Origin of the sequence: Cohnella rhizosphaerae (assembly GCF_029525575.1) — a bacterium.
GTDB classification, from domain to species: domain Bacteria; phylum Bacillota; class Bacilli; order Paenibacillales; family Paenibacillaceae; genus Cohnella; species Cohnella rhizosphaerae.
Genome location: NZ_JAPDIA010000008.1, coordinates 1733659 through 1756867 on the forward strand (window position 1 = coordinate 1733659; position 23209 = coordinate 1756867).

16 protein-coding genes and 6 pseudogenes are annotated in these 23209 nt (G+C 61.5%); 7 read left to right on the forward strand and 15 right to left on the reverse strand.

Features of this window, described 5'->3' with window-relative positions:
- Nucleotides 1–3: 3 nt before the first annotated feature.
- Together OMP40_RS31760 and OMP40_RS31765 are read left to right on the forward strand one after the other, a co-directional pair.
- Nucleotides 4–1688: pseudogene (locus tag OMP40_RS31760) on the forward strand (DEAD/DEAH box helicase).
- A gap of 3 nt (nucleotides 1689–1691) precedes the next feature.
- The gene (locus tag OMP40_RS31765; protein ID WP_277537244.1) at nucleotides 1692–2621 is read left to right on the forward strand and encodes a YqhG family protein; all 930 of its coding nucleotides are present in this window, start codon (nucleotides 1692–1694) and stop codon (nucleotides 2619–2621) included.
- Between the two features lie 6 nt (nucleotides 2622–2627).
- Here OMP40_RS31765 and OMP40_RS43225 read toward each other — a convergent pair whose 3' ends face one another.
- Entirely contained in the window at nucleotides 2628–2981 is a 354-nt protein-coding gene (locus OMP40_RS43225; RefSeq protein ID WP_459076926.1) for a hypothetical protein, read from the reverse strand.
- Nucleotides 2982–3031: 50 nt separating this feature from the next.
- Between OMP40_RS43225 and OMP40_RS43230 the strand changes: the two genes are divergently transcribed.
- Nucleotides 3032–3979 carry a hypothetical protein gene (locus OMP40_RS43230; protein WP_459076927.1) on the forward strand — a complete coding sequence of 316 codons (948 nt, stop codon included), beginning with the start codon at nucleotides 3032–3034 and terminating at the stop codon, nucleotides 3977–3979.
- Here the strand turns inward: OMP40_RS43230 and nasC are convergent.
- Nucleotides 3960–6143, reverse strand: a complete 2184-nt coding sequence (nasC, locus tag OMP40_RS31780; RefSeq protein WP_420872062.1) for an assimilatory nitrate reductase catalytic subunit NasC — start codon at nucleotides 6141–6143, stop codon at nucleotides 3960–3962. The two genes, OMP40_RS43230 and nasC, sit on opposite strands and share 20 nt — an antisense overlap.
- Before the next feature lie 14 nt (nucleotides 6144–6157).
- Nucleotides 6158–8233: an FAD-dependent oxidoreductase gene (locus OMP40_RS31785; RefSeq protein WP_277537249.1), complete on the reverse strand. Its 2076-nt coding sequence runs from the start codon at nucleotides 8231–8233 to the stop codon at nucleotides 6158–6160.
- A 442-nt stretch (nucleotides 8234–8675) separates the two neighbouring features.
- Here OMP40_RS31785 and OMP40_RS31790 point away from each other — a divergent pair, with 442 nt between their 5' ends.
- Nucleotides 8676–9905 (forward strand): nitrate/nitrite transporter, encoded by a 1230-nt coding sequence (locus OMP40_RS31790; protein WP_277537251.1) that lies wholly within the window; start codon nucleotides 8676–8678, stop codon nucleotides 9903–9905.
- Between the two features lie 141 nt (nucleotides 9906–10046).
- Here the strand turns inward: OMP40_RS31790 and OMP40_RS31795 are convergent, their stop codons facing one another.
- A complete protein-coding gene (locus OMP40_RS31795; protein ID WP_277537254.1) occupies nucleotides 10047–10220 on the reverse strand; it encodes a hypothetical protein in 174 nt (57 codons plus the stop codon).
- Between OMP40_RS31795 and OMP40_RS42585 the strand changes: the two are divergent.
- Nucleotides 10176–10818 (forward strand): annotated as a pseudogene (locus OMP40_RS42585) (N-acetylmuramoyl-L-alanine amidase family protein). The gene OMP40_RS31795 and the pseudogene OMP40_RS42585 overlap by 45 nt on opposite strands.
- Nucleotides 10819–10835: 17 nt before the next feature.
- Here the strand turns inward: OMP40_RS42585 and OMP40_RS31805 are convergent.
- Nucleotides 10836–11651 (reverse strand): annotated as a pseudogene (locus OMP40_RS31805) (divergent polysaccharide deacetylase family protein); the annotation flags it as partial.
- Nucleotides 11652–11799: 148 nt separating this feature from the next.
- On the opposite strand from OMP40_RS31805, the gene OMP40_RS31810 reads away from it, so the two are divergent.
- Together OMP40_RS31810 and OMP40_RS31815 are read left to right on the forward strand one after the other, a co-directional pair.
- Nucleotides 11800–12372, forward strand: coding sequence for a xanthine phosphoribosyltransferase (locus OMP40_RS31810; RefSeq protein WP_277538160.1), 573 nt, complete (start codon nucleotides 11800–11802; stop codon nucleotides 12370–12372).
- Between the two features lie 83 nt (nucleotides 12373–12455).
- Nucleotides 12456–12698 (forward strand): hypothetical protein, encoded by a 243-nt coding sequence (locus OMP40_RS31815; RefSeq protein WP_277537256.1) that lies wholly within the window; start codon nucleotides 12456–12458, stop codon nucleotides 12696–12698.
- Between the two features lie 277 nt (nucleotides 12699–12975).
- Here the strand turns inward: OMP40_RS31815 and OMP40_RS31820 are convergent, their stop codons facing one another.
- From OMP40_RS31820 to OMP40_RS40760, 10 genes and pseudogenes are all read right to left on the reverse strand, one after another.
- Nucleotides 12976–13326: a VOC family protein gene (locus OMP40_RS31820; protein WP_277538161.1), complete on the reverse strand. Its 351-nt coding sequence runs from the start codon at nucleotides 13324–13326 to the stop codon at nucleotides 12976–12978.
- Complete coding sequence (locus OMP40_RS31825) at nucleotides 13323–13931, reverse strand: alpha/beta hydrolase (protein ID WP_277538163.1); 609 nt, start codon at nucleotides 13929–13931, stop codon at nucleotides 13323–13325. Before OMP40_RS31825 ends, OMP40_RS31820 begins: the two co-directional genes overlap by 4 nt.
- 44 nt (nucleotides 13932–13975) lie before the next feature.
- Nucleotides 13976–14943 (reverse strand): annotated as a pseudogene (locus OMP40_RS31830) (ring-cleaving dioxygenase).
- Between the two features lie 103 nt (nucleotides 14944–15046).
- On the reverse strand, nucleotides 15047–15493 hold the full coding sequence (locus tag OMP40_RS31835) for a MarR family winged helix-turn-helix transcriptional regulator (protein WP_277537257.1): 447 nt from the start codon (nucleotides 15491–15493) through the stop codon (nucleotides 15047–15049).
- A 55-nt stretch (nucleotides 15494–15548) separates the two neighbouring features.
- On the reverse strand, nucleotides 15549–16013 hold the full coding sequence (locus OMP40_RS43235; RefSeq protein ID WP_459076928.1) for a hypothetical protein: 465 nt from the start codon (nucleotides 16011–16013) through the stop codon (nucleotides 15549–15551).
- Between the two features lie 15 nt (nucleotides 16014–16028).
- The gene (locus OMP40_RS31845) at nucleotides 16029–16835 is read right to left on the reverse strand and encodes a pyruvate, water dikinase regulatory protein (protein WP_277537261.1); all 807 of its coding nucleotides are present in this window, start codon (nucleotides 16833–16835) and stop codon (nucleotides 16029–16031) included.
- A gap of 24 nt (nucleotides 16836–16859) precedes the next feature.
- Nucleotides 16860–17510 carry a helix-turn-helix transcriptional regulator gene (locus OMP40_RS31850; RefSeq protein WP_277538165.1) on the reverse strand — a complete coding sequence of 217 codons (651 nt, stop codon included), beginning with the start codon at nucleotides 17508–17510 and terminating at the stop codon, nucleotides 16860–16862.
- Between the two features lie 116 nt (nucleotides 17511–17626).
- Nucleotides 17627–18644 (reverse strand): annotated as a pseudogene (gene glpX, locus OMP40_RS31855) (class II fructose-bisphosphatase).
- A 1498-nt stretch (nucleotides 18645–20142) separates the two neighbouring features.
- The gene (locus tag OMP40_RS31860) at nucleotides 20143–21018 is read right to left on the reverse strand and encodes a galactose-binding domain-containing protein (protein ID WP_277537263.1); all 876 of its coding nucleotides are present in this window, start codon (nucleotides 21016–21018) and stop codon (nucleotides 20143–20145) included.
- Nucleotides 21019–21208: 190 nt separating this feature from the next.
- A pseudogene (locus OMP40_RS40760) lies at nucleotides 21209–23005 on the reverse strand (carbohydrate binding domain-containing protein); the annotation flags it as partial.
- Between the last annotated feature and the right edge of the window lie 204 nt (nucleotides 23006–23209).

Genomic DNA, 23209 nt, shown 5'->3' on the forward strand with positions numbered 1-23209 from the left:
AAGCTGCATCCGCTCGTCGACCTGCATGTCGACCGGGCCGCGTTCGAGGAGCTCGAGCGCAGATCCGACCGCGGCGGGCCGTGGGACGACTGGTCGCTGTACAAAATGACCTGGGAAGCCGAGGAAGCGCAGCTCGTCACGGACTTCCATGAACTGCAATGCATGCGCGTGCTGCCAGGCGTCACCCCCCTCCCCCCATCAGGAGGATACGGCGCGGCGCGTCCTTCACGAGATGCGGGGCCGGGCGATTCTCGCCGACGAGGTCGGTCTGGGCAAGACGATCGAAGCCGGGCTGATTCTGAAGGAATACATCGTCCGCGGACTCGTTAAGCGGGCGCTTATCCTCGTGCCGGCTTCGCTCGTGCTGCAGTGGGTGCGCGAGCTTAACGCCAAGTTCGGCATTCCCGCCATCGCGCAGAAGAAGGCATACCACTGGAACAACGAGATCGTCGTCGCCTCGATCGACACGGCCAAGCGCGACCCGCACCGCGAGCTCCTGCTCGATACCGAGTACGACATGCTCGTCATCGACGAGGCGCACAAGCTCAAGAACAAGAAGACCGGCAACTACCAGTTCGTCAGCGATATCCGAAAGAAATACTGCCTGCTGCTGACGGCGACGCCCGTGCAGAACGACATGAACGAGCTATACAACCTTATCACGTTGCTTAAGCCCGGACAGCTCGGCGGGGAAGGCGACTTTTCCGCGAACTACGTCGCCGGCAAGCGCGTCGCCAAGAACGAAGACAAGCTTCAGGAGGCGCTCGGCCAGGTCATGATCCGCAACCGCCGCACCGACGGCGGCGTCGAGTTCACCAAGCGCTTCGTCGCCAACGTCCCGCTGCGGCTGTCGCCGGAGGAACAGGCGCTGTACGAAGCCGTCACCCGCTACGTCCGGGAGAATGCGAACGTCGAAGGCGTAGACATGTCCAGCATGCTGTCGCTCGTCACGCTGCAGCGCGAAGTCTGCTCCAGCCGGGACGCGGTGTTCCTGACGCTCGTCAACCTTTTCAAAAAAACGCCCGAAGACTCGCCGCGCCGGCCGAAAATCTGGGAGCTCGTCGAGTTCATCCGCAACGTCAAGGCGAACACGAAAGCCGAAGCGACGATGAAGCTGATCGAGGAGATCGGCGACAAAGTCATCGTATTTACCGAGTACCGCCAGACGCAGGAATATCTCCTCCGCTTTTTTCAGGAGCACGGGCTGATCGCCGTCCCTTACCGCGGCGGGATGAACCGGGGCAAAAAAAGACTGGATGATGGACCTGTTCCGCAGGCGCGCGCAGGTGATGGTGGCGACCGAGGCCGGCGGCGAAGGCATCAACCTGCAGTTCTGCCACCATATCATCAACTTCGACCTGCCGTGGAACCCGATGCGCGTCGAGCAGCGGATCGGCCGGGTGCACCGTCTCGGGCAGACGGAGGACGTGAAGATTTACAACCTGTGCACCTACGGGACGATCGAGGAGCATATCGTGCACCTTCTGCACGAGAAAATCAACATGTTCGAGTCGGTCATCGGCGAGCTCGACGAGATCGTGGAGCGCATGGAGCGCGAGGAATCGCTCGAGAAGCGGCTCGCCAAGATGCTTCTGGACGCCAAAGACGAAGGCGAGCTGCGCAGCCGCATCGACGGTCTGGGCGAATCGCTGCTTCGGACCAAGGCGCAGGTAGAGAAGGAGGTTTAGCGCATGAACGCCAGACAAGTGGAAAAATTCGTGATGTCCTATCTCGAGGCGACGGGCTGCGACATTATCGAAAAGTCGAAAGGGAGCGTGACGGTCAGACTGTCGCCCGAGGCGGACAAGAAGCTGACGAACCGTCCCTACTATTGGGGCTTCGTGGAACGCACGGGCACGCCCCCGGAAACGCTGACGTTCGCCTGGCAGTTCGGAAGAGACGAAGAAGATGCCGCGGACGACGACGAGACGGCCGGCGCTAGCGAACGGCAAGGGTCGGCCGCCTCCACCGCTTCCGGACTCTCTCCCCTGGGTTTTAACGTCGCCCCCGTGCGCGTGCTGCGCGAAGATCTGTACTTCGGATCGGGGCGGCTCGCCCAGATCTTCGGCGCGGTACGGGACGGGGGGCGCTGCGTCGCCCTGTTCGAGGAACCGCCGCGCGGCCGGGCCGACCGGCTCGGCTCGAACCCGTACACGGCTTGGCTCGGCGTCAACTTCAAGGTGGACTACGAATGCGACATGAAGCGCGAGGAAATGTACGGCTGGGGCATCTCGCTGGCGACCGGCTACATCGACGAGCGGTTCCTCGACGGGCTGCGCGGGCGGAAGCTTACTCCGAAGCTTCCGTCCAACGTGCACCTGCTTCCGAACGGGCTGTCGCTTAAGAAGGCGATGAGCCAGCTTGAGCAGGCGCTCGAGCGCAAGCTCAAATCGGGCGATTTCGTCTGGGCGGCCGAAGCCGAGGAGCGGCGTCAGGACGAGCTGCGGCGCATCCGCGCCTACTACGATCCGATGGTCGGGCGGGCGACGACCGACGTGGAAAAGGAGACGCTCGCGCAGCGGCTCGCCCAGCGGGAATCGGAGATCGACTGGCAGTACCGGCCGAGAGTGACGTTATCCGTCATGAACTGCGGCCTCTTCCACCTGCCGGGCATCCATTAGCCTCCTTTAGCCCCCTTGCGACAAAAATAGAAGCCTTTCCCGCCGTGCCGCCGGACAGCATCCGCCACCATCGGCGGCGCGGCTCCGGTACAATGAACGGACAAGCCCGATCAATCCAACGACCAAAGGTGATACGATGCGAAAAGCCAATCGGTCCGCCGCCGGCAGAACGCTGCTGCTCGTCCTTCTGCTCTCCTTCCTTGCCGTCATGGCGGCAGCCCCGTCCGCCGCCGCGCCGGTCCAGGGTTCCGCCGATCCGGCCCGATGCGCCGCCGCTATCGTGGCGCAGCTGTCCGCCCAGCCCGGCTTTGCCGCCTGGAAGAAGGGCGTGCCGCGCATCGAGGCGCTCGGTCCCGGCACGCACGGCTGGCTCGCGACCGTCGTCGGCCCGAAGGGCGCGCCGCTCGGCTATGCCGTCGTTTATGCCGCCGAAGACGGCACCTGCAGGCTGGGGGGAGTATGGCCTCGGACCCAAGCCGCTGTTCGATACGACGACGCTCCGGTTGGCGCTGGCCGCGGGCGGCTACATTCCTGCGGCGAGCTCGAACGCGTTTCGCGCGATCAAGCATTACATTCATCCCTTCGCGGCTGCCTGGGAGGTGAAGCTCGCGAAGGAGACGCTCTGGCTGGACGCGAAGTCGGCGGAGCTGCTGCCCGTCGCGGACGAGCCGCAGTGGCGGGCGGCCGCCGCAGCCGATCCTTATACGCCCGAGAGCGCGGCCCCGGACAAGCCGGGAGAGCTGCTCCTGTTTGGCGACGACGAGACGTTCGATCCTTACGGGCGATTGTCCTGGCTGCTCGGCGACAAGCCCTTCGCCCCGCAGCCGGAACGGCTCATCGCCCGCGTCAAGGCAAAGGAGCGGCTCGTCTACGTGACCGAGCCGCTCGGCGACAAAATGCTGTATGCGCAATCCGCGGTCGGCTATCAGCGCTGGCAAAGCGGCCGGCTCGATCTCGCGCTCGACATGAACGGCCCGCGTTTTATTCCGCTCGATGCGCTCGTGAATGTTAACCAAGGACTTTTTTTATCGTTAATCCGATCGCAACGCAAAGAAGAGCCTGCGGCGCCGGCGGTCGTCAAAACCGGGCTGCTGGCTCCTCTTCTTTTTTGCGGCCGGTCCACCAGATGCGGATGCCGAGCGGCAGCAACTGGCCGAACCAGCGGACTTGCCAGGGCTCCCGCTTTTTCTTGCGCCGCTCGCGGCGTTCGTCCGCGGGCAGGTTCAGATAGGCGGCCGAACGTTCTGCGACATACTTCAAATAGTCCGTCGTATCGCTCATTGGGCTTGCCTCCCTCGCGATGGTTGATGAGGTCAGTTTGCCCGCCTGCGTGCGCTTTTATCCTTCCGCCTCGCTAAGCGCCGCCAGATCGGCGGCGTTCAGCGTCCGGATTCGGACGGCGGACGTTTTGAAGTCCGGCATTTTGCAAAAGGGATCGAGCAGCGGATTGGTCGCGTTGTTGACGTTTTGCACGCCGCCCCAGTGCATCGGGACGAACACGGTATCTTCCCGGATGTCCGTCGTTAGCCGGCTGCGCACGATCATGCTGCCTCTGCGGGAAGCGACCCGCACGAGCTCGCCGTCTCCGATGCGGTAGCGTTCGGCCGTGCGCGGGTGGATCTCCATGACGTTCTCCAGCTCTTTGGCGAGCAGCGTGGGGCTGCGGCGCGTCTGGACTCCGGTCAAATAGTGGGACAGCATTCTGCCGTTGGTCATGACAAGCGGATATGCCTCGTCCTCCGCTTCCCCCGGCGCGCCGTGAACCGCCTTGGCGAACGCGGCTTTGCCGTCCGGGTGCGCGAACTTCCGTTCGAACATCCGCGCGGTGCCGGGACCTTCCGGATCGGGACATGGCCAGTAAACGCCGCCCTCGTTTCTGATCCGTTCGTAGGTGATGCCGTAATAGTCCGCGGCTCCGCCCTTGCTCGCAAGCCGTAGCTCCTCGAAGATTTGCTCCGCCGTCGAGTAAGGGAAATACGCCCCTTTGCCCAGCCGCGCGGCGAGTTCGGCAAGCATGCGCCAATCGTGGCGCGCTTCCCCCGGCGCCGGACGGTCGCCGCCCCGCAGCAGCACGCGGCCTTCTAGATTCGTCAGCGTGCCCTCGTTTTCCAAAAACGCGGTCGCGGGCAGCACGAGGTCGGCCATAAGCGCCGTTTCCGAGAGGAACATATCCGCCACGACGAGAAAATCGAGACGGCGCAAGCCTTCTGCCACGAAGTCCGCGTTCGGATTCGAAACGACGGGATTCGACGACATCACGAGCAGCGCGCGGATGTCCCGTTTGTGCACGAGCTCCATCATTTCATAGGCGGAGACGCCCTTGCCCGGCAGCTCGGCCGGGTCGACGCCCCATACGCTCGCGACGTAGGCGCGGTCTGCCGGGTTTTCGATGAGCCGATAGCCGGGGAGCTGATCGGCTTTCTGGCCGTGCTCCCTGCCGCCCTGCCCGTTGCCCTGCCCGGTCACGGCGCCGTATCCGCAGCCGGGCTTGCCGATCTTGCCGGTGGCAAGGACAAGGTTCAGGAACGCCCGGACCGCCATGTGCCCGTCGCGGTGCTGCTCGACGCCCCGCGCGGTGAAAATCATGCCGGTTGCCGCCTTCCCGAACGCGCGGGCCGCCCGTCGGATATCGTCCTCGTCGACGCCGGTAAGCGCAGCGACCTCGGCCAGCTCCAGCGACGACACGTACGACAGCACGTTCTCGAAGCCGCTCGTGCGCGTCGCGATGAACGAAGGGTTCGTCAGCTTTTCTTCAATGACGACTTTGAGAAGGCCGTTCGCGAGCGCCAGGTCCGTGCCGGGCTTCACCTTCAGATGGATATCGGCCATCTCGGCCGTCTTCGTCGTCCGAGGATCGATGACGATGATGCGCGCGCCGTTCTCCTTGGCCTTCGTGAAGTACGGCATCAGCGTCGGCTGGCATTCCGCGATGTTCGTCCCGGCCAGCACGATGCATTCGGTCTGCGTCACCTCGGTCAGCGGATTGGTCAACCCCCGGTCCAGACCGAACGTCTTGACGCCGGCTGACGCGGCCGCCGACATGCAAAACCGGCCGTTATAATCGATGTACCTCGTTCCGAGCGCCACGCGGGCGAACTTGCCCAAGACATAAGCCGACTCGTTGGTCAGCGAGCCGCCGCCGTAAAGGCCGACGGCGTCCGGACCGCTCTCCGTCCGGATGACGGAAAAACGGTCCGCCATCACGTTCAGCGCCTCATCCCAGGAAATCTCGCGAAAGGCGCCGTCGGTCTTGAGCAGCGGCTTCAGCAGCCGTTCGCGGCTCAGCGCGTGCTGATACGCGTTGATACCCTTGACGCATAGCCGTCCTTCGGACGCGGCATTGGGCAGCCCTTCGATCCTGTACGTCGGACGCCGATCCGTCTGTTTCTCTTCGATGACCCGCATCTTGCACTGAACGCTGCAGAACGGGCATTGCGTATCGAAGCTTGCCTGCATGGCCTGCATGGTCGACTCCTCCTTGTGGCGCGGCCGGCGCGATCGCCTGCCGATCGTCTTCGTCATGCTGCTATCGCGGATCAGTTGGCCGCTGCGGCGATGCCCTCCGCGACCATCGCTTCGCGGGCGTCGGCGTCAAGCAGGCGCTCGCGCGCGGCGGACAGTCCCGTGCGCTCGAGCCAGCGCCAGACCGGCTCGCCGTAGTCCGCCTCCGCACGGTACCATCTCAGCAGCGCCTCGGCCATCTCGAGCGCCGTATCCGCCGACGGCTCGACGGCGATGAGCTGCGCCTGCTTGACCGGGCGCTCCGCATGACCGCCGGCGTACAGCTCCCAGCCTGCCGGCGCGCGGGCGAGTCCGAGATCCCGGACGAGCAGGCCGACCGGCTCGCCGGCCCAGCCTGCGACGGCAGCCTGGACCCGGCACGGCAGCTCGGCGTTCGCGAATCTTCGACGCAGCGACTCGGCCATGTCCGCGGAAGCTCCCGCTTTGAATTCGGCGCCGCTTCCGGCCGCCCCGACCTGCACGACCAACCGCCCCTCGTCCGCTGTCGAGCCGTACGTTCCGGTATAGTAGCGCAGCGCGCTCCTGCATACGGCGCAGCCGTCGGCGCTCCGCCATTCCAGGGCAGCCATCGCTTCGGCAGGCGTGCGCAGGCGCTTCTCGGCCAGCGCGAGCCGAAGCGCGCGATGCCCGAGCGGCGTACAGTCGCACAGCGCGGGATCCGGCGGCGCGGCCGATGCCGCGCCGGCCAGCGCCAAGCGCAGAATCGCCGCGACCATGCCGCTGCAGCCGCCGCAGGAGCTCGATGCTTTCGTCCGCTCCCGGACGCGCTCGATCGTGTCCGAGCCGTCCTCGGCGACCGAGCGGACGATCGCGCCCTTGCATACCCCGTTGCAGCCGCATACCGTATCCGCATCCGCCATCGACGCCGCGGCCGCGTCGCTTGCGCCGCCGGCGGGAGCCTCGCCAGTCTGCGTACGCGCCAGCGCTTCGACCTTGGCGCGCCGCTTCAGATGGCCGAGCAGCGTCTGCCCTTCGTCCGTGTCGCCGTACAGGACCACGCCCGCGATACGCCCGTTTTCCGCCGTAACCCGTTTGTACGTGCCGCGCAAGCCGTCGTAAGCCTGCAGCACCGTGTTCGCCTCGCCGTCCCGCACGACGCCGGCCGAAAAAACGTTAATGCCCGATACTTTTAATTGCGCATAGGGCATGCTCCCCGCATACGGCTCCGTATCCAGGCCGCAGACGACGCGCGCCAGCACCTTGCCCTGCTCGTAAAGCGGCGCCACGAGCCCGTAGGCGATGCCTCTGTGCTCGGCGCATTCGCCGACCGCAAAGACGTCCGGCACGTTCGTTTCCATATAATCGTTCACGATCACGGCCCGATTGGTCTCGATGCCGCTCGCCTTCGCGAACGCGACGTTCGGGCTGATGCCCACCGACAGAACGATCAGGTCCGCCTCGAGCTTCGAGCCGTCCGCGAACAAGAGCCCTTCCGCGCGCTTGCGCCCGATGATCCGCGTCGTCGTCTTGCCCAGCTTGAATCGCATGCCCTGCTCTTCCAGCGCCGTACGAAGCAGTTCGGCCGACATGCGGTCGAGCTGACGATTCATCAGGAAGGGCGAGTTGTGGACGACCTCCACCTCCATGCCCAAATTCAGGAGTCCCCGTGCAGCCTCTAGTCCGAGCAGTCCGCCTCCAAGCACCGCGGCCTTTCGGTATTGTGCGGCGGCCTCCATGATCCGGCGGCAGTCCTCGATCGTCCGAAACGCCAGCACGCCCGGCTTGCCTGCGCCGGGGAGCGGCGGCACGAAGGCGGACGAGCCGGTCGCAAGAATCAGTTTGTCGTATTGGAGACGGTGCCCCGAATCGGTCTCGACGCTGCGTTCGTCAGCGCGCACGCGAACGACCGATTGTCCCGAGAGCACCCGGATGCCTCGTTCCGCATACCACGACCAATCGTTCAGGATAATGTCCTGAAGCGACGCGCCCCCCTGCAGCACCTTGGACAGCTGGATGCGATTGTAGTTCGGCGCCGGTTCCTTGCCGATCACGGTGACCTCGAAGGCGTTCGGGGCCAAAGCTAGGATCTCTTCGAGGCATCGAATGCCGGCCATGCCGTTGCCGACCAGCACGAGTTTGGGCTTCGCCATGGATACTCTCCTTCCTGCGCCGCGGCAAATGCCCGAAAAAGAACGTAAAAAACCCGTCCCCTCCATAAGGGGCGGGCTTCGTCGCCGGGTTCGGGCACGTCATTGTGCCGCGGATTCTCTCATTAGCATAGGCGCTGAGCGAATTGATGTCAATAATTATCACTCAATCTTATTAATATTCTCTAAACGATACATGTATCACGGCGGTTTTAATTATTATGTTATATATATTGACACGCATTTCACAGCCCCTGTATAATCCAAATTGGCTCACAATGACGTGACCGAAAGCATCCGATCGCCCGGTACAATGACGTACCGCGCACTGGGGTGTCACTTTCGCCATGGTCAAGGTGCGTCTTTTCGTATTTTGGACCCCGCCATGGCGCGTGACAAGGCCCAAGCCATATGTGACCTTGTATATCATGGGAGGCGGATTCGAATGGAAATCGTAAAAGACAAAGGATTTTGGAAGAGCGGGCACAAGCCTTCCTTATTCAGCGCGTTTTTGTACTTCGACATGAGCTTCATGGTTTGGGTATTGATCGGACCGCTCGCGGTCATTATGATGAACGATTATCCGATGACGCCGATTCAAAAAGCGAACCTGGTGGCGCTGCCCGTCCTCGGGGGCTCCTTGCTGCGGCTCGTATTCGGATTTTTGACCGACTATATCGGCCCCAAGCGTACGGGACAGTTCGGCCTGCTCGCGACGATGGTGCCGCTGATATGGGGATGGCAATTCGTGGATTCGCTGAATCATCTCTATATCGTAGCGCTGCTGCTCGGCTTCGCCGGCGCCTCGTTCGCCGCCGCGCTGCCGCTCGCAAGCCGCTGGTATCCGCCTCAATATCAAGGCCTCGCAATGGGCATCGCGGGAGCGGGCAACAGCGGCACGGTATTCTCCACGCTGTTCGCCAACCGGCTGGCCACGCATTTCGGCGGCTGGGAGACCGTTTTCGGGCTCGCGCTCATTCCGATCGGGCTCGTGTTCATCGTTTTCACCGTATTCGCCAAAGAAAGCCCGACGCAGCCCGCGCCGAAAAAGCTGTCCCAATACGCGGCCGTGCTAAAAAAACGGGATACCTGGCTGTTCTGCCTGATGTACGGCGTCACGTTCGGCGGCTTCGTCGGCCTGACCAACTACCTGACCATTTTCTTTAACGCCCAATACGGCCTGTCCGCCGTCCGCGCCGCCGATTTCACGACGATCTGCGTCATCGCCGGCAGCTTCTTCCGCCCCGTGGGCGGATACTTGTCCGACAAAATCGGCGGCATTCGCATGCTGATCGTTCTGTATGCCGCCGGCGGCCTTCTGTTCCTCACCATCTCGTCGCTGCCGCCGCTGGCCGTCGTCATCCCGCTCCTGTTCCTTGCGATGATGAGTCTTGGCACGGGCAACGGCGCCGTGTTCCAACTGATCCCGCAGCGCTTCGGCGCGGACATCGGCCTGTTGACCGGCATCGTAGGCGCGGCCGGCGGCTTCGGCGGCTACCTGCTGCCGCTGCTGCTCGGCAGCCTGTACGGCAAGACCGGCTCCTATACGCCCGGTTTTGTCACGATGGCCTGCATCGCGCTCGCCGCGCTCGTCACGCTCTCGATCGTGCAGGGCGTCTGGAAGCGCACCTGGCTGAGCCCGGACGGCAGGGCGAAGCTTGAAGCCGAAGCTTGAATCTCCGCTTTACGCTTCGCTCCTTTCCGATGAATGAGATCGTCCGTCCCGAGCCACGCTAACGGCAGAATCTTCGCCCCGGGCCGGAAGGAGACGGACGATCGCATGTTATCCAACTACACAAGACGCTTTTGCGCAGCGTTAGTATGCCTCATGGCAGCTCATGGCCCGCTCCCGCTTCCCTCCGTCAATGCCGAGGCTGCGGACGCGGGCCTTGCGCCGCCGATCGCAGGCAGTCCCGTCGCGAGGCATACGCTGCCGGCCGCCGACGTGCTGATCGACGCGGGACACGGCGGCATCGACGGCGGCACGCATGTCGGGAACATCCTGGAGAAGGACATCAATCTTGCCATCTCGCGCAAGCTATATCTCATCCTGAGGAGCCGCGGCATGCATGCCGTGCTTAACCGAACCGGCGACTATGCGCTGAGCGACGACAACCGTTGGCTCCGCTCCTCCCGCCATCAGCGCGACCTGTCGCAGCGCAAAGGACTGGCCCGCGACATCGGCGCCGGCGTGTTCGTCAGCGTTCACGTCAACTGGTCCAAGCGAAAATCGGTTCGCGGACCGGTCGTACTCCACCGCCTCGACGCGGGAAGCGCGCTGCTTGCCTCGCTCATCCAGGAACGGCTTAACAAGCAGCAGCGCACGAACGTCCCGCCGCTCGCGGGCGATCAGTTTTACGTGCTCAAAAAAAGCCGGTCCCCCGAGCGTCATCGTCGAGACCGGCTTTATCAGCAACCCTGGCGATCTGAACATGCTCACGAACTCGGCTGGCCAGACCGCGATCGCTACGGCGATCGCCGACGGCATCGCGGCCTATCGGCTCGTCGGACTGTCTTCCCGCAGCTTCGATTCCGGATCCGAATCTTTAGACGCCGAGCCCGGAAGCTCCGCTCCCGGCAGCGGATAAGGCGCGGTTGGCGGGAGAAGCTCGCTCAGCCTGACAAACCGGACTGGCGCCTGGCGCAGGGCAGGAATGGCGGCCGCAAGCTGACCGGAAGTGATCAACCCCGGCGGGCCCACATGACCGATGACGACCGTGCGGTCGTGCTTTTGCGCGCGCGACTTCAGCAGCAATAGTTGGCCTCCGACGTGCCTGTCCGTATAGACATCGTCTAGAAACAAATCATTTTGCAGCAGAGGCACGCCCATCTCGCGGGCCAGCTTCGGCACGACGGATTTGTAGGACGTACGGCTGTCCAGGAAAAACAAGCCGCGCTCCTTGCATACCTGCAGCACGATGCGCATGACGCGTTCGTCCGCCGTCGCGCGCGAGCCCATATGATTGTTCATGCCGACCGCATGCGGCACATCCGCGATCGCCGCCTCGGTACGAAGACGAATCTCCTCGTCGGACAAGGCGGTCAAGATCGCCCGCGGACCCAGCCAGCTCGCTTTGCCCCTTACCGGCTCCATCGGCAAATGCACGATCACCTCTTTTCCTGCCGCATGCGCCGCTTCGGCGTCCGCCTGCGAGGTCGGCAGGAACGGCATGACCGCCGCGGTGATCGGAATCGGCAATCGCAGCATTTCGGCCGTCCCCTTCATCCGGTTGCCGAAGTCGTCGATCACGACCGCGACCGTATGTTCCTTCGGCGCGTCCTGCCCGGCCGGCACGCCCGCGCTCGCCGACGACGGCGCAGGCAACGCATTTAACGCCACAATGACCGCCGCGGCAACGGACGCCAGCCGAATGCCGCCCCTTTTCAGCAGGCGCTTTTTCCATCGCCATCCTTTTTTCATTTCGCATCCCCTGCCCTTCTTCGTTCCAATCGTTCGCTCGGCTGTCTCATTTTGCGTGGAAATTACAGCCATTATGCGCGAAGAGTTAAGAAAAGTCGGGCCGCATCCTTTATAATGGGGATCATCCGCACAAAAGGGGCTGCCAGTCATCGAAAAGCTAAAAGCAAAAATCCGCACGGAAGGCCGCGTGCTCGGCCCCGACGTACTCAAGGTCGACGCCTTCCTGAATCACCAGGTCGATCCGGTCCTGATGGCCGATATCGGCGAGACGTTCGTCTCCTTGTTCAAAGACGCCGGCGTCACCAAGGTGCTCACGCTCGAATCCTCCGGCATCGCGCCCGCGCTGATGACCGCTTTAGGTCTCCGGGTGCCGCTCGTCTTCGCCAAAAAACGCAAATCGCTCACGCTCAAGGACGATCTGTGGACCGAACGATCCTTTTCCTTCACGAAGCAGGAAGAGAGCGAGGTGTCCGTCTCCAAGCAGTTTCTTTCTCCTGCGGACGTCGTGCTGATCGTCGACGACTTCCTCGCGAACGGACAAGCCGCCCAGGCGATGGCGGGCATCGTGCGCAAAGCCGGCGCTTCCGTGGCAGGCATCGGCATCGTCATCGAGAAGTCGTTTCAGCCGGGAAGAAGGCTGCTTACAGAAGCGGGGTACCGCGTCGAATCGCTGGCCCGCATCGCGCGACTGTCCGAAGATAGCATCGAATTCGAGGAATAAATCGCCCGCTAGGCGGATGAACAGTCCAACAGGGCGTCCGACCCGTATACTGTACGACATCCCAAGCGAAGGAGTTGGCAGATATGTCGGATTGCCCAAAATGCGTTAGCAAGACCGTATACGATCCGCCGCAAACGGTATACGAGGACTACTACCATCCCCAGCACGTCGAGGTCGTGCAGACCGTCGAGGTCGTCCGGCGCCACCACTGCGTGCCCGTCTACCATCATGTCACCGTATGCACGACGAAGGACGTATACTCCGACGACTTCGAAGGCGGCTACCGCGGCGCAGCCCGCTCCGCCGGCGCCCAGCGCCGCCGCTGATCCGGAACGCAAAAAAGAGGGGCGAAGCAGCGTGATCTGCTTCGTCCCTCTTTTTTTGTCGTGCGCAGAACGGAATTATGCGGAAAATCCGTGTAACTGCTGCCGAACGCGACATCGTCCCTGCAGCCCCATTCACACTTGTTCGCGAACCTGTAGAGTAACATTTTGCTTTTATAGCACCGCGCAGACCGTATATCAAACCTAGCTATAGAGTAACTTTTGCCTTTACTAAAGCAAGCCCAGCTACGGTCGGAAAAGCGGCAACAAAGCAGCGGCGTCAAAGATGGGCCAAAATGTTCACGAGTTTGCCGAACGGATCCCGCACGTAGAAGCGCCGTACGCCCCAAGGCTCGTCCGCCGGCCCGTATTCGACGGAAAATCCGGCCTGCCGCATACGCGCGAGCGCCTCGTCGATATCGTCGACTTCAATGGACAAGTCCGGCACGGGCGTGCCGGAGCCCCCCTCCGTCGCGATGCCGATCTGCGTCCGCATGTCTGCATCCGTCCCGTACGTGGCGATCCAGCCGTGATCCATCAGAACGTCGAGGCCAAGCACTTCTCCATAAAATCGCTTGGCCGCCGACAGATCGGCCGCAGCCACGTTCGCTACGATTCGTTTGACCTTCATCGTCCGCTTCCGCGCAGCCATGCCGCGGCCGCTTCGACCTCGGTTCTCGACAGCTGATGCCCGCCGTTCTCCCAGTGCGTCTCGACCGCAGCGCCGGCGGCGCCCAGCGCAGCCGCCAGCTCCTCGCTCTCGGCCATCGTGCAGAGCGGATCGTTGCGGCCCGCCGCGATGAATACGGGCACGCCGGACAGATCGGGCAGCGCCACCCCTCTGCGCGGCACCATCGGATGGAACAGCACGGCCCCTTTGAGCGCATCCTGGTGGTGATACAGCAGGCTGGCCGCGATATTGGCGCCGTTCGAATAGCCGACGCCCACGACGTTGCGCCTGTCGAAGCCGTACTTGTCCGCGCACTCGTCGACAAAGGCATTCAATTCGGCCGTCCGCACGATCAGGTCCGCTTCGTCGAACACGCCTTCGGCGATTCTCCTGAAGAAGCGGGCCATGCCTCGCTCGGATACGTTGCCTCTGACGCCAAGCAGCGCGGCTTCGGGGTTCAGCATGCGGCCGACGCCGAGCAGGTCGCGCTCCGAGCCGCCGGTACCGTGGAGCAGCAGCAGCGTCGGCGCGTTCGGGCTCTTGCCGGGTTCGTAAATATGGATCATGGACATCGATATCTCCTCCAATTCGGTATTTGAGCTCAACGCGGTCAGATCGGCTTCAGGTCCGCCTCGATCCGCTCGCGATGCGGTTCCAGAAACGGCGGCAGCGCGAGCCGCTCGCCAAGCCGGTCCAGCGGCTCGTCGGTGTCGAAGCCCGGACCGTCCGTCGCCAATTCGAACAGAATTCCGTTCGGTTCCCTGAAGTATAGCGATTTGAAATAGAAGCGGTCGACAAAACCCGAGTTGACGAGACCGGCCGACGAGATCTTCCCGATCCACGCGCGCAGCTCCGCCTCGTCCTCCACGCGAAAGGCTACGTGATGCACCGCGCCGATGCCCTGGCGTTCCTGCTTCAGATCGTCGCGTTCCTCCAGATGGATCTCCGAGCCGCTGCCGCCCTCCCCTGTCTCGAATACGGCGATGTCGGGCTGGCCGGCGACGGGGGGACGCGTATTGCCCGATCCTTCTGTAGCCCATCAGCTCCGTCAACACCCGCTCGGTCGGCGCCGAGCGGAGGACCGTGAGCTGAACCGGACCGAGTCCGACGATGCCGAATTCGGCAGGCACCTCGCTCTTGCTCCAAGGCTTGCCGCCGGCGACGCCCGTGTCCCGCTCGTCGGAAACGAGGATCAGTCGCTGGCCTTCAGGGTCGCGGAATGCCAGGGTCAGCCGCCCGCCGCGGCTTTCGATCCCGTCGTGATCGACCTCGAACTGTACGAAGCGATGCTGCCAATACGTCAGCGCCTCGTCGCTCGGCACGCGCAGCGAGACCGCAGAGATGCTGCTGGTGCCCGGCCGGCTTCGCCACGCTGTCGGAAATTCGAAAAACGTCAGCTCAGTGCCCGGGTTCCCCCCGCTCGTCCCCGTAGAACAAATGATAAACGGACGTATCGTCCTGGTTCACCGTCTTTTTGACCAGCCGCATCCCGAGCGTCTTCGTATAAAAGTCGACGTTGCCCACGGCCGTGCCCGTGATCGCCGATACGTGATGAATGCCTTTAAGCTTGAGCGTCATCTTCATCAACCCCTTTTAATTCATTCAGTTCGGAAGCAGTCTCATCCCTTGGACGCAGACAAACCGGTTAGCGCCAAGCCCTCTTGCCGATAGCCGAGCGCCGCTAGTCCGCCCCGCCTTTGCCGATCAGCTTCAGCAGCCGAATCGCTTCCTGCTGTTCTTCGCCGCTCAGGACGTCCATCATGCCCTGAATTTTGCTCGCGTGCTTGGGAAAAATATCGTCGAACAGCGCCGTCCCTTTTTCCGTCAGCTCCGCGAACACCACCCGGCGGTCCTCCCGGCTGAGCACCCGGCGAATCAGCTCCTTGTCCTCCAGCTTGTCGATGTTGTAGGTCATCGTGCCGCTTGTCAGCAGCATCTTGCCCGCGATCTGCTGAATCGGCGTCCTTCCTTTGGCGTAAAGCACCTCCATGATGCCGAACTCGGAGGGGCTGAGCCCTTGCTCGCGCATATCCCGCACCGCCCGGTCCATCAGGCTCCGATAGGCCTTCGACAGCACGACGAACAGCTTCAACGATATATTTTGATCCGAGGCGTTGAGGTCCGACATTCTCGATCACTCCGATTCCCTTTATCTCAATATCATTTATCTTAAATTAAAGATATCATGGCGAACGAACATTGTCAACCTCTCGCAGCGCTTCCACAAAAGCGGCATACATTGATTCAGACAAGCATATCTGGTAGTATATAAAAGAATAAATACCGCCGAAAATCGAATAACCCCTTCCCGTTCGGGAAGAGGCGAAGGCCGCATCAAGCGCCAACTTGACGACCTCGGTATTCGAAGCTCGGCCCGAGAGAGCGAGGTGAACAACATGGCAAAGGACGTTCGCTGCGAAGTCAATTCCTGCCGCTTCTGGGCGGAAGAAAATCATTGCAAAGCAGAAAGCATCTTCGTCACGATGCACAGCCGCAAGGAGCCTTCCAAGTCCGAAGAGACGGACTGCGGGACATTCGAAGTAAAATAAACCGATCATTGCCTTTTGAGGAGAAGGAACTTCACCGGTTCCTTCTTTTCTTTTTGAATTATAACAGGGCTGATAATGATTATCAAGCTTAATTATCATTGCCGGTCGAATCGCTCACAGCATCTCCAGAATAAGCCCTGCCGTCTCTTCGATCGCCCGCTCCGTCACGTCGATGACCGGGCACTGCAGCCGGTCCATGATCCTTCCCGCGAATTCGATCTCCTGCCGAATACGGTCCGGAGACGCATAATGGGCCTGGCTGGGCAGACCGAGCGCCTTGAGCCGTTCCGATCGGATGCGCGTGAGCCGCTCGGGATCCATCGTCAATCCGATCAGGAGCCGATCCTTCCCTTTCATGAACAGCTCCTCCGGCGGCTTGACTTCGATCGTGAGCGGATAGTTGGCCGTTCGGATGCCTTTGTGCGCCAGATAAATGCTAAGCGGCGTCTTCGACGTACGCGATACGCCCACGAGCACCACTTGCGCCTTGAGCAGGCCGCGGGGATCCTTGCCGTCGTCGTATTTGACGGCGAATTCGATCGCTTCGATCTTGCGAAAATAGGATTCGTCCATCTCGTGCAGCAAGCCGGGCTGATACTTCGGCGCGTCGTTAAACGTGTCGATAAACGCCTGCATCATGGGACCCATCACGTCGACGGCGCGGACGCCGAGCCTGAGCGCCTCCTCGCGCATCGTGTCGCGGAGTTCGGGCTGAACGAGCGTATAGGCGATGAGCACGCGACCGCCGACCGCTTCCTTTAATATGGCCTTCACTTCGTCCTCGGTCTTGATATGTCCAAAGCGCCGAATGACCGCCTTATCCGTCGCGAATTGGCGGAGCGTCGCCCGCGCCACCGCTTCGGCCGTATCCCCGAGTGCATCCGAGCACACGAATATCGTATGCTCCGCATGGTCAGACATTTCGTCTCCTCCATCCTAGCCTTCTTATGTAATCTCCGTCAGATCGACCAGCGCTTGCGTCATCGTCGTCTTGGACACCCTGCCCACCACCTCGAGAGGCGACCGCCGGCCGGAGCCGCCGCCGCCGCCGGCCGGCCGCACCACCGGCATTCCGCCGATCTGGTGATGCAGCAGCTTCTTCGCGGCGTCCCAAAGCGTGTCCTCGGGCGTCACCGTGACGATCCTCGGGAAGCGGGTCATGACCATGCTCACAGGGATCGAGGCCGCACTCGGATTGCCCAGCGTCACCTTGAGCAGATCCTTGATGGTGACAAGCCCGGCGAGATAGCCTTCGCCGTCCGTCACCGACAGAATGCCGGTATTTTCTACGAACAGCGAGATGACCGCATCGTTCACGCTGGCCGTCTCCTGAATGACGACGGGCCTGCTCATCATATCCTTCACCTTCAGCGCGACAAGCCGGTCCCTGGCCCGTCCGTCGGGCGACAGCTGGCGTCCGGGAAAATAGCCGACCTTCGGCTTGGCGTCGATCAGCCCGAGCATGACCAGCACGGATAAGTCCGACCGGATGGTCGGACGGCTGATACCGAGCGATTCGGCGATCTGATCTCCCGTGATCGGAGCATGGCTCCGCACGCGCTCGACGATGGCAAGCTGTCTTGGCGTCAGTTCGATTGGTGCTCCCTCCCGGCTGTCCGAACTATTCCGATCGCTTCTCGATTGGTCTCGGCCCTGCCGGCTTCCGTCAGGGCCGAATATGGAGCGAAGCTATGAATAGTGTACAGGATTGATTAATAAGCCGCAATATTGGGCGAAGTCGTCGCCGTCGCGGTACGCGAGGCCAAGTCGAGCAGGAGCGGCTTGCTCGGCAGATGATGGAGCGAGCGGATATGCCGGATCGTCCGCGTCTTCGCCCGCATGACGATCGAATGCGTCTCCGCCCGGTCGCCGGGCAAGTACCGCACGCCGCCCATGAATTCGCCCGGCGTGACGCCGGTCGCGGCGAAGATGACGTCCCCGGTGCCGACCATATCGTCCATCGTCAACACCTTCTCCGGGTCGGCCAGCCCCATCTCGAGGCAGCGTTCGTACTCGCGCCGGTCCGCCGGCATGAGACGGCCCTGAATCTCGCCGCCCAGGCAGCGCAGCGCGGCTGCGGCCAGCACGCCCTCGGGCGCGCCGCCTGATCCGACGTACAGGTCGATGCCGGCTTCGGGAAAAGAAGGCGCCAAAGCGCCGGCGACATCACCGTCGGAGAGAAACTTGATACGTACGCCGACGTCGCGCAGCGTCCGTACGATATGCGCGTGCCGATCCCGGTCCAGCAGCATGACCGTCAACTCCCGCACGGGCTTGCCGAGCTGCTCCGCCGCCGTCTGGAGCGTCTTCTCCAGCGGATCGGACAGGCTGACCTTGCCCGCGAGTTCGGGCCCCACGGCCAGCTTCTCCATATACATATCGGGCGCGTGCAGCAGACTCCCTTTGCCGGCCACGGCGATGACCGACATCGCGTTGTTCAGCCCGCGGGCGACGATCTCGGTGCCCTCAAGCGGGTCGACCGCGACGTCGACCTCGGGCCCCTGCGCGCTGCCGACAGCTTCGCCGATATACAGCATCGGCGCCTCGTCCATCTCTCCTTCGCCGATCACGACCGTCCCCCCTTACCGATACCGAGTCGAACATCGCGCGCATGGCCGAAGTGGCCGCGCCGTCGGCATGATGCTTGTCCCCTCTGCCCATCCATGGCGCGGACGCCAGCGCGGCCAGCTCCGTTACCCGTACGATCTCAAGCGCCAGCTCTCTCTCCATGTCTCCAGCCTCCGAATTATAAATAGTGTGTATTTTTTATATATAATACACCCTAATAAATAAATAGTGCAACATAAATGATGCTGGCCTATTGTTCGCGCGCGTAAGCGGCATGGAGACGGACTGAGTGTCCCTTATTTCATTTCCTATCGCGCTTTGCGACCCGCATGCGGACCCAGGAACCCCTATTGCGGGATTGGAGACCTTTTTAGCCTGAATCCGGGCGAATAACGACTTTCCAGTCCGTAAAGAACGCGATTGCAAAGTTTCTTGCGAAATAGCGTCATCTGAGTCCATCTGAGTCCGGTATCTTCGCTCGGTTTGCCTTCCGTTATTCCCGCAGTTCTCATTTGCAGCGGTGCCTGGCGAGACGAGGGGCTGTGCAGCGTTGCTGGTCGGGACTGCGGCGTATTCCAAGCTGAAGAGCGCCGAAAGGCTTTATATGTCGATTTTATAGCTTGCTGAATCGTGAACAAATCCGCTCGCTCCAAGCTCCAAGCATCGCTGCTTCTCGGCAGTCCCATCTAGGAACAATCCCCTCGCTCCAAGCATCGCTGCGTCTTGGCAGTCCCACGTAGGAACAAATCCGCTCGCTCCAAGCGTCGCTGCTTCACGGTAGTCCCATCTAGGAACAAATCCCCTCGCTCCAAGCGTCGCTGCGTCTCGGCAGTCCCTCGTAGGAACAAATCCGCTCGCTCCAAGCGTCGCTATGTCTCGGCAGTCCCATCTAGGAACAATCCCCCTCGCTCCAAGCGTCGCTGCGTCTCGGCAGTCCCATGTAGGAACAAATCCGCTCGCTCCAAGCGTCGCTGCGTCTCGGCAGTCCCATATAGGAACAAATCCGCTCGCTCCAAGCATCGCTGCTTCACGGTAGTCCCATGTAGGAACAAATCCGCTCGCTCCAAGCGTCGCTGCTTCACAGTAGTCCCATGTAGGAACCAATCCGCTCGCTCCAAGCGTCGCTGCTTCTCGGCAGTCCCATTTAGGAACAAATCCGCTCGCTCCAAGCGTCGCTACGTCTCGGCAGTCCCATGTAGGAACAAATCCGCTCGCTCAAGCGTCGCTGCGTCTCGGCAGTCCCATGTAGGAACCAATCCGCTCGCTCCGAGCATCGCTGCGTCTCGGTAGTCCCATATAGGAACAAATCCGCTCGCTCCAAGCGCAACTGCGTCTCGGTAGTCCCATGTAGGAACAAATCCGCTCGCTCCAAGCGTCGCTGTGTCTCGGCAGTCCCACGTAGGAACAAATCCGCTCGCTCCAAGCGTCGCTGCTTCTCGGCAGTCCTATTTAGGAACAAATCCCCTCGCTCCAAGCGTCGCTGCGTCTCGGCAGTCCCATGTAGGAACAAATCCCCTCGCTCTAAGCGTCGCTGCGTCTCGGCAGTCCCATATAATTAAGAAAAGGGTGAAGTCTGAGCTTCACCCCGAATGTTATACCTTCTGATATGTTAAAAAGAAAAGCGCAGCCATGTGCGCTTTTCTTCGAATCCGATAATGATTCAAGTTCCCAAGCCGTAATCCGGCGATCCGTACACCTCGACTTCCACGTAATGCTGCGAGTTGTTGTTCTGATTTCCGTTCGCCCACAAGCGCACGTACCTGGCTGTCGTCAACGGGAAGTTAACCGTTTTTCCGGCCGCATTGTCCGCATACAGGGCGTCCGTGCCCGCGCCTTGTCCGGCCGTATTGTTGTCATCGTTGTTGAAGACGGTCGTCGTTCCCGATGAAGGGAACGTCGGATCGTTGGACAACTGAATAATGACGTCGTAATAGATGCGGTCAAAGGTTATAAAATGCCACACCTTGATCTGATCGAGCCTGAATTTCTGCCCCAGATCGAGTTGAATCCACTGCGGGCTTGCAGGCCCGCCCGAAGGGCCGTCTTGATTGGCGAAGCCGTTGTCCATCCTGCCGTCGGTAACCCGATTCGGATTCCCTAAAGCCGAGCTAAACGTAATACGGCTGTCTTTAGCCAGAGGCGCCACGTTTTTTCGACCCTGCAGCGGCGAAGTCGGCGTGACGGCCGGAACGCCCCATGCCTGGACCTCGGTGTAGTGCTGCGTGTCGTACTTGGTATTGCCGTTCGACCAGAGCCGGATGTACCGCGCATTCGTTTTCGCGAACGCGATGTCTTTGCCTGCCGCCGTCTCCGCATACTCGGCGTCCGTCCCCGTCCCTTGGCCAGCGGAATTGTCGGCGTCGTTGTTAAAGACGGTCGTCTTGGTCGCGAAGGTCGAATCGTTGGACAGCTGCACGATGACGTCGTGATAGGTGCGGATATCCGTTGCCGTGTAGTAATGCAGCAAGTTGATCTTGTCCAGCTCGTAGCTGCGGCCCAGATCGATCTTGACCCATTGCGGTCCGGTATCGTCCATGTTGGAGTACGCCGCCGTCGAGCCGTCGGTCAGGCGTTCGGGGGAAGCCAAGCGCGCCGCTCGCCGTAATCGACGTTTTGCCGAGCGCCTGGTTCTTATAGACGCCGGGATCGTAATCCGTCATCGGGAACAATCCGGTATCGTCCGCATACGCGTTGCCCGTCGCGCCGGCCGCTCTCCAGATGCGTACTCTGGCGGAGGTGTCGGTCGCGCCCGTCGTAAACTCGACTTCCTTGCGTACATACTGGTTGGCCGTGCTTTGGGATACGTCGATCGCGGCCCCGCCATAGTTAAGCACGCCTACGTTGATGGCTTGGCCGGCCGTGTCGGTATATACCCAAGCGACGAATTTGTACTTCGTATTCGGCGAAAGGCCCGTGATCAGCTGCTCGACGCCGCCGCCGGCGCCAAGCTTCAATCGCGTGCGGACGCCGCGCTTGCGAAAGTCGGAGTTGGCGTACGCGCCCTCGATGTTGCCGTCCGTCGCGGTAGCCGTCGACGGCGACGTCGTCCATGGCGTCCAGCCTTCCAAAAGCTTTTCGAAGCCGCTGTTGTAGATCAGGTTCATGTAAGGCGTCGCGACCGGATTGTAGGAAGTCGGCGCCGTCGCGGACGTGCCGGCCGTCCAGTCCGTTCCGCCGTACTCGTAAGCGCCGGCGTCCGGCGCGGCGTCGACATAACCGTCCGTAATACCGGGGATGATCGCCCCCATGTTAACGGCCGTCGAGTTGATATTAAGCCTGTAATTGTTGCTTGCGGCATTCGCGAAATTGAGACCGTCTCCCGTGATCGTATTGAAGCCTCGGACCACGTCCGCCGTTAGGGATACCGGATCGGTGAAAATATTGTTGAACACGCGCGTACCGTATAACTCGTTCTTGTAAGGGCTGGAAGAATCGCCGCCGTAGCCGATGCTTGCCGTCGGGTTGTTCACGACCGTATTGTTGTAGATCAGCTTGTAGTTGCCGGGCGTGTTCATCTGGATGCCCACGTCGTTGTTGTAGATGACATTGTGGTGCGCGACGACATTTTCGGTATAGTTGTCAAAATAAAGGCCGACGCGCATGTCGTTCGCGGTACTGCCGTGCACGCTGTCATGGATCAGATTGTGGTGGATGTTGCTGTTGCCAAGATCCGTCCCCCATGCGTAGATCAGGGCGCCGTCACGGGACAGCCACATGCCGTTCGAGATATCGTTGTAGGAAATCTCGGCGACGCCGTTGTTCCAATAGATGATGTATCGTCCCGAATTTTCCAGCTTGTTGCCGCTGATGAGATTGTTCGTTCCGCTCCCCAGCTTGAGCAGCGGATCGTAGGAGGCCATATAGCTGCCGTCGTGGACGTAGTTGTTGACGATCCGGTTGCCGCTGCCGTTGATGTTGATCAGCGTGCCGGACGAAAAAGCGATCGTGCTGTTCTTGATCTCGTTGTCGTTGCCGACGATGGCGATGCCGCCGTTCAACTGGTCGGGGTTCGTCGTATTCTGGGAATAGTTCGAGAAATACACGTACTCGGCCTTCACGCCGTCGAGCAGGTTGTTGTTCGAGCCGTCCATCGTAATGTTGGCGGCGAACGTCTGAATGCCCGCAAGCTGGATGTAGTTTTTACCGTTCAGGTTGAAGGCCGTCTTGCGCATTTTCACTTCAACGTTGGCCGGAGCGCCGCCGCCCGGCGCCCATAAATAAACCTTATGGGCGGCCGAGTCGATGTACCATTCGTTAGGCGCGTCCAGCGCGTCGAGGATGCCGCTGAGGAAGTAAGTGCTGCCCGGCTTCGGATAGAGCGCAGCATAGTCTCCGGTTATCGATGCGTAAGTGAGCACGCCGGTCGAACTGTTATAGCTATTGACCTGACTGGTCATGCCTTGATACGCATTGCCGCCGCGCACCCAGATCTTGGCGCCGTTCCAGTTTACGCCGGTCGAGGTCAGATCGGCATCGGTAATCGTGTTCAGTCCGCCGTTGTCGGCCACGGCTACGCCATTCATCAGTCCGGGCAAGGTATAGGCGCTGATATTCGGCCACCGCGCCTCCCAGAGCGGGGTGACGGTCGAGCCGTTTTTAATGAACAGCTGATTTTCATTGGCCGGGAGCGTCCCTGTAAAATCCGCAACGTAAATATTGCCGCTGTGCACGCTCCAGCCGCCGATCGGCTCGGTGCCGCTGACGACGACCGTCGCGCCGGGAGCCGC